We start from the raw sequence: 14,396 nt of genomic DNA on the forward strand, positions 1-14,396 counted from the left end.
TCCCGAGGCGAGGGGTCGCACATGCCGCTGCTGGAACCGGAGCCGGGGGCCCTGCGCCCGCGCAGCATCAGCGGCCCCTCCCCCGACCGGGTCCCTGCGCACCGGGCCGGCGGCACACCGGAGCCCCTGCGCACCGAGCTGACCGAGCTGCTGGGCGCCGAGAAGGTGCTGTGGAAGGTCTCCGACCTGGTCCGCTACGCCTCCGACGCCTCCCCGTACCGGTTCGTGCCCCAGGTCGTGGTGATCGCCGAGGACATCGACGACGTCTCCGCGGTCCTCTCCTACGCCCACGGCCGGCAGCGCGAGGTCGTCTTCCGCGCCGCCGGGACCTCGCTCAACGGCCAGGCGCAGGGCGAGGACATCCTGGTGGACGTACGCCGCCACTGGGCCGGCGTCGAGGTGCTGGAGGAGGGCCGGCGGGCCCGCATCCGGCCCGGCACCACCGTGCTGCGGGCCAACGCCGCCCTGGCCCGCCACGGGCGGATCCTCGGCCCCGACCCGGCCAGCGCCATCGCCTGCACCGTCGGCGGGGTCGTCGCCAACAACGCCTCCGGAATGACGGCGGGCACCACGAGGAACTCCTACCGCACCTTGTCCTCCCTCACCTTCGTACTGCCCGGCGGCACGGTCGTGGACACGGCCGACCCGCTGGCCGACGAGGAACTGGCGCGCGCGGAACCGGCCCTGTGCCGGGGGCTGATGGAGATCAAGCGGGAGATCGAGGCCGATCCCGCGCTGACCGCCCGCATCCGCGCCAAGTACGAGATCAAGAACACCACCGGCTACCGGCTCGACGCCTACCTGGACGGCAACACCCCCGTCGAGATCCTGCGGGGGCTGATGGTCGGCTCCGAGGGCACCCTCGGGTTCATCTCCGAAGTCGTCTTCGACACCCTGCCGCTGGACCGCGAACTGTGCACCGCCCTGCTCTTCTTCCCCTCGCTGCCCGCCGCGGCCGCCGCCGTTCCCCGCTTCAACGAGGCGGGCGCCCTCGCCGTCGAGCTGATGGACGGCAACACCCTGCGGGCCGCGGCCGGCGTCGAGGGGGTGCCCGCCGACTGGGCCGGGCTGCCGGGGACGACCACGGCCCTGCTCGTGGAGTTCCGGGCTCCGGACCCGGCCGGCCGGGAGGAGTGCGCACGCCGCGCCGCGGCGGCCCTCGAAGGGCTCGACCTGGTCGCCCCGGTGCCCTCGGTCACCAACCGGTTCACCGGCGACCCCGGAACCATCGGCGGCTACTGGAAGGCCCGCAAGGCCTTCGTCACCGCCGTCGGCGGCGCCCGTGCCCGCGGCACCACCCTGATCACCGAGGACTTCGCGGTACCGCCGTCCCGGCTGGCCGAGGCGTGCGCGGCCCTTCTCGAACTCCAGGCGGAGCACGGGTTCGACGCGGCGGTCGCCGGCCACGCCGCCCACGGGAACCTGCACTTCCTGCTCGCCTTCGACGCCGCCGACCCGGCCGATGTCGCCCGGTACGGGGCCTTCATGGAGGCCTTCTGCCGGCTCACCGTGGAACGCTTCGACGGCTCCCTGAAGGCCGAGCACTCGACCGGCCGCAACATGGCCCCCTTCCTGGAACTGGAATGGGGCCCCGGGGCCGCCGCCCTGATGTGGCGTACCAAGCGGCTCGTCGACCCGGACGGGGTGCTCGCCCCGCGGATCCTCCTCGACCGCGACCCGCAGGCCCATCTGCGCGGCCTGAAGACGATTCCGCAGGTGGAAGCGGTGGCGGACCCGTGCATCGAATGCGGGTTCTGCGAACCGACCTGCCCGAGCGAGGACCTGACGACCACTCCGCGCCAGCGCATCGTGCTGCGCCGCGAGATGGTCCGCCAGCAGCCGGGCTCGCCCCTGCTCGACGGACTGCTCGACGCCTACGGCTACGACGCGGTGGACACCTGCGCGGGCGATTCCACCTGCCGGCTCGCCTGCCCGGTGGGGATCGACACCGGGGCGCTGATGAACGACTTCCGCCACCGCCGCCACGGTGCGCGCGAGGAGGCCGCCGCCGCGCTGGCCGCCCGGCACTTCCGGACCGTCGAGACCGCCGCCCGGGCGGCCGTCGCCACCGCCGCACGGATCCCCGACCGGGTCGCGGACCGGCTGCTGGGGGCGGTGACCGGGGCCGCGCGCAGAGCCGTACGACCGGACCTGGTCCCGCGCTGGCTGCCGCAGATCCCGGGCGCCGCCCCCAGGGAGCTGCCCGAGACACGGCGCTCGGGCGCCGCGGCCGTCTACTACCCGGCCTGCGTCAACCGGATCTTCGGCGGCCCGGAGGGCCGGCCCGGTCCGTCGCTGCCGCAGGCCCTGGTGGCCGTGTCGCGGCGGGCCGGCAGGCCGGTCTGGATCCCCCGCGACGTGACCGGCACCTGCTGCGCGACGATCTGGCACTCCAAGGGCTACGAGGAGGGCAACCGGGTGATGGCCAACCGGATCGTCGAGGCGGCCTGGGGGTGGACGGCCGGTGGACGGCTGCCGCTGGTCGTCGACGCCTCCTCCTGCACCCTGGGCATCGCCCGGGAGGTGGTCCCGTACCTGACGCCGGACAACCGTTCGCTGCACGGGGAGTTGCGGATCGTCGACTCCGTCGTGTGGGCCGCGCAGGAGCTGCTCCCGCACCTGGAGGTCCGGCGCACGGTGGGCTCCGCCGTCCTCCACCCCACCTGCTCGATGCGGCACCTGGGCGACGAGCCGCAGCTGCGGGCGGTCGCCGAGGCGTGCGCCGACGAGGTGGTGGTCCCCGACGACGCCGGATGCTGCGCCTTCGCGGGCGACCGGGGCATGCTGCACCCGGAACTGACGGCCGCGGCGACGGCGCGGGAGGCCGCGGAGGTGACGGCGCGGCCCTTCGACGCCCACCTGTCGGCGAACCGGATGTGCGAGGTGGGCATGGACCGGGCCACCGGCCGGAGCTACCACTCGGCCCTCGTCGAACTGGAGCGCGCCACCCGTCCGTGAGCGCCGGTGCGCGCGACCCCCGTGACCAGGCACCCCGCCGGTGCCCGCGCGCGAAAACCTCTTTTCCCCGGCGCCCGCGGGAGGGAAAATCAATTGCCCGGCCCCGGTCCGGAAGGCGAACCTTGCACGGTTTGGACCACTCGACCAGTCATGGGGCGTCATGCAGATCAGCGATCTTCCGTATCCGGATCCGGGAGTGCCAGACGCTCGTTCGGGCCCCCGGTTCCTGTTGTGGCTGGGGCGTGGTCAGCTCGGCGGACAGGTCAAGAGCCTGTGCTGGGGCATGCTGCACTTCGGCGGCGTCGCCGGACTGCCGTACGCCGTGGGTCTGGGCGTCGACGCGGTCGTGGACCGGGAGGCGAACCGCCTGCTGCTCGTCGGCGGACTGCTCGTCCTGATCGGCGTGGCCATCTCGGTCGGCGACGCCATGCTCCACCGCACCGCGGTGACCAACTGGATCACGGCCGCCGCCCGCGTGCAGCAGCTCCTCGCCCGCAAGACCGCCGAGCTGGGCTCCGCCCTGACCCGCCGGGTCGCCGCCGGTGAGGTCGTCGCGGTGTCCACCGGCGACGTGGAGAAGATCGGATGGTTCGTGGAGGCGGTCTCCCGCTTCCTCGCCGCCGTCTTCTCCGTCGTCCTGGTCTGCGTGGGCCTGCTGTTCTACGCGCCCGAGCTGGGCGTGGTCGTCTCCATCGGGGTCCCCGTCGTCGCCCTGGCCTCGCTGCCGCTGCTGCCGCGCGCCACCCGGCGCGCCGACATCCAGCGGGAGAAGGCCGGCAAGGCGACCGAGCTGGCCTCGGACACCGTCGCGGGCCTGCGCGTGCTGCGCGGCATCGGCGGCGAGGAGCTGTTCCTCGGCCGCTACCGCGAGGCTTCGCAGGAGGTCCGCACGGCCGCCGTGCGCAGTGCCCGGATGTGGGCGCTGATCTCCGCGATCCAGGTGGTGCTCCCGGGCCTGCTGCTGATCACGGTCGTCTGGTACGGCGCCTCGCTGGCCCTGGACGGGCGCATCGCGGTGGGTGAACTCGTCGCGGCGTTCAGCGCGGTGGCGACGCTCCTCTACCCCCTGCGCCACTTCGAGGAGATCGCCATGGCCTACTCCTTCTCGCGGCCCTCCGCCAAGCGGGCCGCCCGGGTGCTGTCGCTGACCCGGACGGACGCGGCCGAGCGTCCCGCGCAGGTCGCGCCGGCGGAGGAGCCGGCCGCGGGCGGGGACCTGTACGACCCGCGGACCGGGCTGCTGGCACCCGCCGGCCGGTTCACCGCGGTCGTCTGCGGGGACCCGGACCTGGCGGGCCGGCTGGCGGAACGCCTCGGCGGCCATGCCATGGAGGAACAGGACGCGGACCGGGGCGGCGACGGGGACGTGGACCGGGACCGGGACGGCGGGCAGGGGGCGAAGGACGCTCCTTCGGTGCTCCTCGGCGGAGTCGCGCTGGACGACCTCGAACTGGACACCGCCCGCAGGCTGGTCCTCGTCCAGGACAAGGACCCGGTCCTGCTGTCGGGGACGCTGCGCGAGCTGTTCGACGTACCGGCCTCCGGCGCGGTCGGCCCGGGCGCGGCTCTGGCCGCCGCCCAGTGCGCGGACGTACTGGACGCGCTGCTGCAGTCGGCGCCTGACGGGGTCGACGACCCGATGGAGGCCCGGATCACCGAGCGCGGCCGGTCGCTGTCCGGCGGCCAGCGCCAGCGTCTCGCACTGGCCCGGTCCCTGGTCACCGACCCGGAGGTGCTGGTGCTCGACGAGCCGACCTCGGCGGTCGACTCGCACACCGAGGCGCGGATCGCGGACGGGATCGCGGACCTGCGCGCCGGGCGGACCACGGTCGTACTGGCGTCCTCGCCGCTGCTGCTCGACCGCGCGGACCGGGTCGTGCTCATCGACGACGGCACGGTGGCGGCCGTCGGGACCCACCGCGAACTGCTGCACCGCGAGCCGCTCTACCGGGCGGTCGTGACCCGCGAGACCGACGAGGAACAGCGCCTCGCCGGGCTCGGACTGACAGAGCTGGAAGAAGCACTCACAGAGATCGAGGAATCCGCATGATCGGCGTGGCGCCGCCGGAGTACGACCCGGCGGCCCCCGAGACGGCCGCGACCCTGCCCGTGGGCACGCCGGCGACCGTACGGGGCTATGTGCGCGGCCTGTTCCGGCGCCACCGGCGGGCCTTCCTGGTGCTGGTGGGCGTCAACGCGGTCGCGGTGATCGCCTCCATGGTCGGCCCGTACCTGCTGGGCCGGGTCGTGGACGACCTCGCGGCGGGGGCGCGGGAGCTGCAACTGGGCCGGATGGCGCTGCTGTTCGCGCTGGCACTCGCCGTACAGACCTGCTTCGTGCGGCTGGTGCGGCTGCGGGGGGCGATGCTGGGCGAGGAGATGCTCGCCGATCTGCGCGAGGACTTCCTGGTGCGGTCGGTGGGGCTGCCGCCGGGCGTGCTGGAGCGCGCCGGTACCGGTGACCTGCTGTCGCGGATCACCACCGACATCGACCGGCTGGCCAACGCGATGCGCGAGGCCGTACCGCAGCTGGCCATCGGCGTGGTCTGGGCGGGGCTGCTGTTCGGCGCCCTCGCCGTGACCGCGCCGCCGCTGGCGCTGGCCGCGCTGGTCGCGCTGCCGGTCCTGGTGATCGGCTGCCGCTGGTACTTCCGGCGGGCGCCCTCGGCGTACCGCTCGGAAGCCGCGGGCTACGCCGCGGTCGCGGCCGTGCTCACCGAGACGGTGGACGCGGGCCGCACGGTCGAGGCGCACCGGCTGGGTCCGGAGCGGATCGCCAGGTCCGAGCGCCGGATCACGGAGTGGGTGGCGTGGGAGCGGTACACGCTGTTCCTGCGGACCGTCCTCTTCCCCGTCATCAACGTCACCTTCGTGACGATCCTCGGCTCGGTGCTGCTGATCGGCGGCTACTGCGTGCTGCAGGGCTGGATGTCGGTGGGTCAGCTGACCACGGGCGCGCTGCTGGCCCAGATGCTGATCGATCCGATCGGCCTGATCCTGCGCTGGTACGACGAGCTGCAGGTCGCCCAGGTGTCACTGGGCCGTCTGGTGGGCGTGCGGGAGATCGAACCGGACGCAGGTGACGCCAAGGTCACGCCGGACGGCCGGGACGTCCGGGCCGAGGAGGTCCGCTTCGGCTACAAGGAGGGCGTGGACGTCCTGCACCAGGTGTCGATGTCGGTGCCGCCGGGCACCAGGATGGCGCTCGTCGGCCCCTCGGGCGCGGGCAAGTCCACCCTGGGGCGGCTGCTCGCGGGCATCTACGGGCCCCGCACCGGCGAGGTCACGCTCGGCGGGGCGCGGCTGTCGCGGATGCCGGCGGAGCGGGTGCGCGAGCACGTGGCCCTGGTCAACCAGGAGCACCACGTGTTCGTGGGGTCGCTGCGCGACAACCTCCGGCTCGCGCGGACGGGTGCCGAGGACGCCGAGCTGTGGGCGGCGCTGGGCGCGGTGGACGCGGACGGCTGGGCCCGGGCCCTGGCGGACGGTCTGGACACCGAGGTCGGCTCCGGCGCCACGGCGCTCACCCCGGCGCAGGCGCAGCAGGTGGCCCTGGCCCGGCTGGTCCTGGCGGATCCGCACACCCTGGTGCTGGACGAGGCCACCTCGCTGCTGGACCCGCGGGCCGCGCGGCATCTGGAACGCTCGCTGGCCAGGGTGCTGGACGGCCGCACGGTGATCGCGATCGCCCACCGGCTCCACACGGCCCACGACGCGGACGTGATCGCGGTGGTCGAGGGCGGCCGGATCAGCGAACTCGGCTCGCACGACGAGTTGGTCGCGGCTGACGGGGCGTACGCGGCCCTGTGGCGCTCCTGGCACGGCTGATCCCGCGGCGCGGGGCCCGTCAGCTGGTCCAGGGAAGTCGTACGGCCTCGATCACCGGGTCACGGAGCAGTGCTTCGACCAGGTGCTCGGGGCCGACGACCTTGGTGGCCCACAGGTCGTAGTCGGTGCACAGGATCCACGAGCGGTCCTCGGGCCACAGGTTGGACGGGCTGAAGTCCGCGTCCGGGTTGTCGTAGAGGGCGTGGGCGTCGCCCAGCCGGCCGGTGCGGACGTGGAGGTTGTCGAAATCGACCGCGGGCAGCATCAGCGGGTTGTAGTAGGCGAGGGCCCGGGTGTCCGGTCCTTGCGTGCTGTGTGCCACGAGCACGTCGACGAGCCGGTCCCATGTGGGGCGGTCGAGGCTACCCTCGGTGGGCGGCTCGATGCCGACGGGCCAGCTGCCGTCCCGCCGCGCGGAGGGGAAGCACCGCAAGGACGGGTACTTCCCCTCGGGGACCATAGGGTCCCCGCACCGGGCGGAGAGCTCGGCCCAACGCAGTCGGCGGTAGGCGGGCCCCGGATGCTCGGCGCGTCCGAGACCGCCGCCGGTGGCGGTGCCGATCTCGAGGTCGATGTTCCCGAGGCGGGCGGGGTCGATGGCACCGGCGGCGAGGGCCGCCCGGCGCAGTTCGTGGTGGGAGAGGCCGCCGGGTCCGCTCTCGTGCTCGTACATGGCGTTCAGCACCCAGACCGCATCGGGACGCCGGGGCGGCTCGAAGCCGGTCGTGCCGTCACCGCAGAGCTCGGTCAGCCAGTCGGTCTCGGCGGACGGAGCCTGCGGCCAGAGGCGGTGTGTCTCGGACATCGGCCCAGGCTACGGGGCCCCGTCCGGTCGGGAGACAGGGCCCGCCCCGGTCGGTGGGGACGGCCTAGATGAAACCGAGGGCCGAGGCGCCTCCGAAGCCGCCCAGCAGGATGAAGACCGGCATGAGGACCTTCAGCTCCACCCAGCTGCCGGCGCGGAAGCGCATGGCCTTCGGCGGGCCGATCGGGTACCAGCGCTTGCCGGCGATGGGCAGGGGCCACAGGACCGGGCAGCCGGAGACCGTCAGCGCGTCGCCGATGTCGTGGACCAGGGCCCCGAGCACGATCGGCAGGCCGAGCCAGAGGTACTCCTGCCCCGGCTCGGTGAACAGCCAGTTCGCACCGTTTCCAGGCTGGTCGAGGACCCCGGCCATAATCCAGGCGCTGGTCGCGCCCAGCAGCCACACCAGGACGTCGCTGGACATCCGGGCCGCCCGCCACAGGAGGCCCTCGACCGCGAGGACCAGGTGCACGAAGAGCAGCGCGAGCACGCCCCAGCGGTCGGCCGTCACGGCGAGCGCGGAGGCTCCGCCGCCGATCAGCACGGCCCAGAGCCAGGTGTGCGTCAGGGTGCGGTGGCCGCCGGTGCGGCGGGCGTCCTTCGTGGAGCGGGTGGCCTTGTAGACGGCGTAGGAGATCTTGTCGACCACCTCGCACAGGCCCTTGGACAGCGGACCGAAGGCACGCGAGATCGTCGCCGACTTGTGGTCGAGGTCGGGTGCGAGGGCCGCACCGGCGCAGATCAGTGCGCCGACGACGAGGACCGGCCAGGGCATGGGGTGGCCGGCTGCGGCTGTGGCCGCGCCCACCCCCAGCCAGGCCGCCGCCCCGGACAGTGAGTGCGCCGGACCCATCATGGTCGTTCCCCGCCCCGCTGGTGTGTGTCGGGCCCTGTTGACCGGTTCGTTCGGGCCGCATCGACGGCACAGCGTACAGTCGGTGATCTTCCTTGCGTCCTCCGGTTCCCTGATCCGGGGGGAAGCCAGGCAAGATGGGGGCGTGACCCTCATTGATCAGCTCCCGCCGACCGCCGACCCCGACGCCCTCTTCGAGGCTTTCTCCTCGTGGGCGGAGGACCAGGGCATCACCCTGTACCCGGCTCAGGAGGAGGCGCTGATCGAGGTCGTCTCCGGGGCGAACGTGATCCTGTCCACCCCGACGGGTTCCGGCAAGAGCCTGGTCGCGGCCGGTGCGCACTTCACCGCCCTGGCCCAGGACAAGGTGACCTTCTACACCGCCCCGATCAAGGCGCTGGTGTCGGAGAAGTTCTTCGACCTGTGCAAGCTCTTCGGCACCGAGAACGTGGGCATGCTGACTGGCGACGCCTCGGTGAACGCGGACGCGCCGGTGATCTGCTGCACCGCCGAGGTGCTCGCCTCCATCGCCCTGCGGGACGGCAAGCACGCCGACATCGGCCAGGTCGTGATGGACGAGTTCCACTTCTATGCCGAGCCGGACCGCGGCTGGGCGTGGCAGATCCCGCTGCTGGAGCTGCCGCAGGCGCAGTTCGTCCTGATGTCGGCGACGCTCGGCGACGTGAAGCGGTTCGAGGACGACCTGACCCGGCGCACCGGCCGCCCGACCTCGGTGGTCCGCTCCGCCACCCGGCCCGTACCGCTGTCCTACGAGTACGTCACCACGCCGATCACCGACACGATCACCGAGCTGCTGGAGACCCGGCAGGCCCCGGTCTACATCGTGCACTTCACGCAGGCCCAGGCGGTCGAGCGGGCGCAGTCGCTGATGAGCATCAACATGTGCACCCGCGAGGAGAAGGACAAGATCCAGGAGCTGATCGGCAACTTCCGCTTCACCACGAAGTTCGGCCAGAACCTCTCGCGCTACGTGCGGCACGGCATCGGCGTGCACCACGCCGGCATGCTGCCCAAGTACCGGCGTCTGGTGGAGAAGCTCGCGCAGGCCGGTCTGCTGAAGGTCATCTGCGGTACGGACACCCTCGGGGTCGGCGTCAACGTCCCGATCCGCACGGTGCTGTTCACGGCGCTCACCAAGTACGACGGCAACCGGGTCCGCACGCTGCGGGCCCGCGAGTTCCACCAGATCGCCGGCCGCGCCGGCCGGGCCGGCTTCGACACGGCGGGCTTCGTGGTCGCCCAGGCGCCCGAGCACGTCATCGAGAACGAGAAGGCGCTCGCGAAGGCGGGCGACGACCCGAAGAAGCGCCGCAAGGTGGTCCGCAAGAAGGCTCCCGAGGGCTTCGTCGCCTGGTCGGACACCACCTTCGAGAAGCTGATCGCCGCCGACCCGGAGCCGCTGACCTCGCGCTTCAAGGTCACCAACATCATGCTGCTGTCGGTGATCGCCCGGCCCGGCGACGCCTTCCAGGCGATGCGCCACCTCCTTGAGGACAATCACGAGCCGCGCAAGGCCCAGCTGCGGCACATCCGGCGGGCCATCGCGATCTACCGCTCGCTGCTGGACGGCGGCGTCGTGGAGAAGCTCGACACCCCGGACGCGGAGGGCCGCACCATCCGGCTCACCGTGGACCTCCAGCAGGACTTCGCGCTCAACCAACCGCTGTCCACCTTCGCGCTGGCCTCCTTCGACCTGCTGGACCCCGAGTCCCCCTCCTACGCGCTGGACATGGTCTCCGTCGTGGAGTCCACGCTGGACGACCCGCGCCAGATCCTGGCCGCCCAGCAGAACAAGGAGCGCGGCATCGCGGTCGGCCAGATGAAGGCCGACGGGATCGAGTACGAGGAGCGGATGGAGCGGCTGCAGGACGTCAGCTATCCCAAGCCGCTGGAAGAACTCCTCTCCCACGCCTACGACGTGTACGCCAAGAGCCACCCGTGGGTGCGCGACCACCCCGTCTCCCCGAAGTCGATCATCCGCGACATGTACGAGCGCGCGATGACCTTCACCGAGTTCACCTCCTTCTACGAACTGGCCCGCACCGAGGGCATCGTGCTTCGCTACCTGGCCAGTGCGTTCAAGGCGCTGGACCACACCATCCCCGACGACCTCAAGTCCGAGGACCTGGAGGACCTGATCGCCTGGCTGGGCGAGCTGGTCCGCCAGGTCGACTCGAGCCTGCTCGACGAGTGGGAGCAGCTGGCGAACCCGGAGGTGGAGACGGCGGAGCAGGCCCAGGAGAAGGCCGACCAGGTCAAGCCGGTCACCGCCAACGCGCGCGCCTTCCGCGTCCTGGTCCGCAACGCCATGTTCCGCCGCGTGGAGCTGGCCGCGCTCGACAACGTCGACGCGCTGGGCGAGCTGGACGCCGAGTCGGGCTGGGACGCCGACGCCTGGGGCGAGGCCATGGACGCGTACTGGGACGAGTACGACGACCTGGGCACCGGCCCCGACGCCCGCGGCCCCAAGCTCCTCCAGATCGAGGAGGACACCGCGCACGGCCTGTGGCGCGTCCGCCAGACCTTCGCCGACCCGAACGGCGACCATGGCTGGGGCATCAGCGCCGAGGTCGACCTGGCCGCGTCCGACGAGGAGGGCCGGGCGGTCGTCCGGGTCACCTCGGTCGGCGAGCTCGGCGCCCTGTGACCTGATCCGGCACGCCGCCGGACCGCCCGGACCCGACAGTGGAGATCCTCTGATGACGAACCCCGCCGAGAGACTGGTCGATCTGCTCGACCTGGAGCAGATCGAGGTCAACATCTTCCGCGGCGCCAGCCCGCAGGAGTCCCTCCAGCGCGTCTTCGGCGGCCAGGTCGCCGGCCAGGCGCTGGTGGCCGCGGGCCGCACCGTCGAGAGCGACCGCCCGGTCCACTCGCTGCACGCGTACTTCCTGCGCCCCGGGATGCCCGGGGTGCCGATCGTGTACCAGGTGGAGCGGGTGCGCGACGGGCGGTCCTTCACCACGCGCCGGGTCACCGCGGTCCAGCAGGGCAAGACGATCTTCAATCTCACCGCCTCCTTCCATCATCCGGAGGAGGGCAGCATCGAGCACCAGCTGCCTCCCCACCACTGTCCGCATCCCGACACGCTCCCCAAGGTCGCGGACGAGATCCGCGAGCACCTCGGGGCGCTGCCGGAGGCGCTGGAGCGGATGGCCCGCCGCCAGCCCTTCGACATCCGCTATGTGAACCGGCTCCGCTGGACTCCCGAGGAACTCAAGGGCGCCGATCCGCGCAGCGCGGTGTGGATGCGCGCCGTCGGCCCGCTGGGCGACGACCCGCTCGTGCACACCTGCGCCCTCACCTACGCCAGTGACATGACCCTCCTCGACGCCGTGCGCATCCCCGTGGAACCCCTGTGGGGCATGCGCGGTTTCGACATGGCCTCGCTCGACCACGCCATGTGGTTCCACCGGCCGTTCCGGGCGGACGAGTGGTTCCTGTACGACCAGGAGTCGCCCATCGCGCACGGCGGCCGCGGCCTTGCCCGTGGCCGCATCTACGACCTGGAGGGCAGGCTGCTGGTCTCCGTGGTCCAGGAAGGCCTCTTCCGCCCGTACCCCGCCAAGCCGGCCAGCCCGGACCAGGCGGGCCCGCCGTCCGATCCCGCACCGGAGAACTGAGCAGACCCATGCCCACCCCCGCCATGCCGTGCCCCTGCGGTCTGCCCGCCGCCTATCCGGAGTGCTGCGGCCGCTTCCACTCCGGTGAACGGCAGGCGCCCACCGCCGAGCTGCTGATGCGCTCCCGCTTCAGCGCCTTCGCCGTCGGTGACACCGCCTACCTGCTGCGCTCCTGGCACCCCTCGACGCGCCCGGCCGTCCTCGACCTGGATCCCGGGCAGCGCTGGGAGCGGCTGGAGATCCTCGCCACGGAGCGGGGCGGGATGTTCGAGACGGAAGGCTCGGTGGAGTTCCGCGCGCACTACCGCGAGGGCCGGCACACCGGTTCGCTGCACGAGCACAGCGGCTTCGGCCGCGAGGCCGGTGCCTGGGTCTACGTCGGCCCCCTCTCACCCGTCGACTTCGACTGACCCCGGGCACCCGTCAGGGCGAACTCCAGGCTGGTGCGGTACCAGTGGACCTCGTCCGGCGGGCCCGCCCGCAGCAGCCCCTCCGCCACCGCCGCGGCCGCGGGGACCTGCGGATGCCCGTACGGCGGGGGCGGGGCGAGCGCAGCCAGGACGATCCGCTCCGCCGCATCGGGCACGGCCCCGCGCAGCTCCTCCTCGGGGAGGACGCAGGCCAGCACGGCCGCGCGCGCCCAGGGATCGGCGGTCCGTCTCAGCAGGAGCCCCACGTGCCGTCCGCGCCAGGTGCGCGGGCGCAGGTCCCCCTTGGCGGCGATCAGTTCCCGGTCCTCGGCGGGTGCCGTCCCGCGCAGCATCCCCGGCTCCCGGTCGGCGAACTCCCGCAATTCCGCGGTCAGATAGAGCCAGACGACGGCCCGGTAGCGGTTGATGCGGTAGCCGACGGGGGTGAGGTGTCCGCAGCGCGCGAGCCGGGTGAAACGGCTCGGGCCGACCCCCAGCGCCTCGGCCGCCGCCTGGGCCCCGGCCACGGTCTCGACCTGTCGGCGCAGCGCGTCCGGCCGCCCGGAGTCCGCGGCCCGCACTCGCGCCAGCTCCGCCCGCGCGAAGCGCGGGGCCCCGCCGGCCGTCTGCGGCCCGGCCCGTACGATCCCCAGCTGGACCGCCCTGGCCAACTCGCCCCGGGTCAGTCCGAGTTCCTCCGCGGCCCGCGCACTGCCCAGCAGCGCCTCCGCGGCGCCACCGGCCCCGGCGGCCGGCCCCTCCCCCTCACGCGTGGCCCTGTCCTGCGGCGGCGCGGTCACCATCTGCGTCATCACGGTCCTCCCCCACGAGCAGCGATTACTCTGTGTGAAGACCGTAACGCGCTGCAACGACATCCCGCGAGGCCTGTGGAAAACCTCCGCGCGGCCGTCGGCCCAACCTCCGCCGCGACGTCCGGCTCAGCCCCCGGTGATGCGCCGCTCCGCCACTCCCAGGTGCTCGCCGACCCGGTTGACCAGCAGCGTCATCTCGTACGCGACCTGCCCGATGTCCGCCTCGGCGGCACTGAGCACGCACAGGGAACTGCCCGCACCCGCTGCCATGACGAACAGCGCCCCGTCGTCGTACTCGACCATCGTCTGGCGGACCTCGCCCGCCCGGAAGTGCCGCCCCGAGCCCTTCGCCAGGCTCTGCAGCCCGGCCGCGACCGCCGCCAGGTGCTCCGCGTCCTCCCTCGGCAGCCCCGCGCTCGCCCCCGTCACCAGGCCGTCATTGGACAGGACCACCGCGTGCCGCACCTGCGGGACCCTGCGTGTCAGGTCGTCCAGCAGCCAGTCCAGTTGCTTGTCCAGTGCCATTCCAAGCCCCTCCCCGTCGACGCGGCCCGTTCGGCCGCGCCCCACCCCGCGTAGTCGTGCCGCCAGCCTTCCCCACCAGCGCCTTTCCGGCAAGGAGGATGTGCCCATGGCGAAGAAGATGACTCAAGAGGAATGGCGGGCCTTCGTCTCCCATTCCACCCGTACCGGCAAGCTCTCCACCGTCCGCGCGGACGGAAGTCCGCACGTCGCCCCCATCTGGTTCGTACTCGACGGCGATTCCTTCGTCTTCAACACCGGGAAGGACACGGTCAAGGGGCGCAATCTGGCCAGGGACGGCCGCGTCGCACTCTGCGTGGACGACGACCGGCCGCCCTTCTCCTACGTCGTCCTCCAGGGCCGCGCGGAGATCAGCGAATACGCCGACGCCGCGGACGAGATGCTCACCTGGGCGACCCGCATCGCCGCCCGCTACATGGGCGAGGCGGAGGCCGAGGCGTTCGGCCGCCGCAACGCGGTCCCCGGCGAGCTCCTGGTCCGCGTCCCGATCGACAAGGTGCTCGCCGTCGCCGGCGTGTCCGACTGACCCACCCCCGCGGCAGG

Annotated in this window: 11 protein-coding genes; 7 read left to right on the forward strand and 4 right to left on the reverse strand. The window is 72.8% G+C overall.

The window, feature by feature from the left end:
* Window positions 1–21 precede the first annotated feature (21 nt).
* From AB0O53_RS08125 to AB0O53_RS08135, 3 genes are all read left to right on the forward strand, one after another.
* Window positions 22–2,958: an FAD-binding and (Fe-S)-binding domain-containing protein gene (locus tag AB0O53_RS08125; protein WP_365193925.1), complete on the forward strand. Its 2,937-nt coding sequence runs from the start codon at window positions 22–24 to the stop codon at window positions 2,956–2,958.
* Window positions 2,959–3,118: 160 nt separating this feature from the next.
* The gene (locus AB0O53_RS08130; RefSeq protein ID WP_365193928.1) at window positions 3,119–5,008 is read left to right on the forward strand and encodes an ABC transporter transmembrane domain-containing protein; all 1,890 of its coding nucleotides are present in this window, start codon (window positions 3,119–3,121) and stop codon (window positions 5,006–5,008) included.
* Entirely contained in the window at window positions 5,005–6,786 is a 1,782-nt protein-coding gene (locus AB0O53_RS08135; protein ID WP_350991111.1) for an ABC transporter ATP-binding protein, read from the forward strand. The genes AB0O53_RS08130 and AB0O53_RS08135 overlap by 4 nt, the downstream gene beginning before the upstream one ends.
* Window positions 6,787–6,805: 19 nt before the next feature.
* Here the strand turns inward: AB0O53_RS08135 and AB0O53_RS08140 are convergent, their stop codons facing one another.
* Together AB0O53_RS08140 and AB0O53_RS08145 are read right to left on the reverse strand one after the other, a co-directional pair.
* On the reverse strand, window positions 6,806–7,591 hold the full coding sequence (locus tag AB0O53_RS08140; protein ID WP_365193936.1) for a hypothetical protein: 786 nt from the start codon (window positions 7,589–7,591) through the stop codon (window positions 6,806–6,808).
* A 64-nt stretch (window positions 7,592–7,655) separates the two neighbouring features.
* Window positions 7,656–8,447, reverse strand: a complete 792-nt coding sequence (locus AB0O53_RS08145; protein WP_350991107.1) for a metal-dependent hydrolase — start codon at window positions 8,445–8,447, stop codon at window positions 7,656–7,658.
* A 142-nt stretch (window positions 8,448–8,589) separates the two neighbouring features.
* Between AB0O53_RS08145 and AB0O53_RS08150 the strand changes: the two genes are divergently transcribed.
* The 3 genes from AB0O53_RS08150 to AB0O53_RS08160 are packed head-to-tail and all read left to right on the forward strand — an operon-like array spanning window position 8,590 to window position 12,498.
* Complete coding sequence (locus AB0O53_RS08150) at window positions 8,590–11,112, forward strand: DEAD/DEAH box helicase (protein WP_350991105.1); 2,523 nt, start codon at window positions 8,590–8,592, stop codon at window positions 11,110–11,112.
* A 52-nt stretch (window positions 11,113–11,164) separates the two neighbouring features.
* On the forward strand, window positions 11,165–12,088 hold the full coding sequence (locus AB0O53_RS08155) for an acyl-CoA thioesterase (RefSeq protein WP_350991103.1): 924 nt from the start codon (window positions 11,165–11,167) through the stop codon (window positions 12,086–12,088).
* An 8-nt stretch (window positions 12,089–12,096) separates the two neighbouring features.
* Window positions 12,097–12,498 carry a YchJ family protein gene (locus AB0O53_RS08160; protein ID WP_350991101.1) on the forward strand — a complete coding sequence of 134 codons (402 nt, stop codon included), beginning with the start codon at window positions 12,097–12,099 and terminating at the stop codon, window positions 12,496–12,498.
* On the opposite strand, the gene AB0O53_RS08165 is transcribed toward AB0O53_RS08160, so the two are convergent.
* Entirely contained in the window at window positions 12,462–13,310 is an 849-nt protein-coding gene (locus AB0O53_RS08165; RefSeq protein ID WP_365193941.1) for a DUF6397 family protein, read from the reverse strand. The two genes, AB0O53_RS08160 and AB0O53_RS08165, sit on opposite strands and share 37 nt — an antisense overlap.
* A gap of 126 nt (window positions 13,311–13,436) precedes the next feature.
* On the reverse strand, window positions 13,437–13,835 hold the full coding sequence (locus AB0O53_RS08170; protein WP_030657457.1) for a roadblock/LC7 domain-containing protein: 399 nt from the start codon (window positions 13,833–13,835) through the stop codon (window positions 13,437–13,439).
* A 106-nt stretch (window positions 13,836–13,941) separates the two neighbouring features.
* On the opposite strand from AB0O53_RS08170, the gene AB0O53_RS08175 reads away from it, so the two are divergent.
* Entirely contained in the window at window positions 13,942–14,379 is a 438-nt protein-coding gene (locus tag AB0O53_RS08175; protein WP_350991096.1) for a PPOX class F420-dependent oxidoreductase, read from the forward strand.
* Window positions 14,380–14,396 lie beyond the last annotated feature (17 nt).

It is taken from the genome of Streptomyces erythrochromogenes, assembly GCF_040684695.1.
GTDB classification, from domain to species: Bacteria; Actinomycetota; Actinomycetes; order Streptomycetales; family Streptomycetaceae; genus Streptomyces; species Streptomyces erythrochromogenes_C.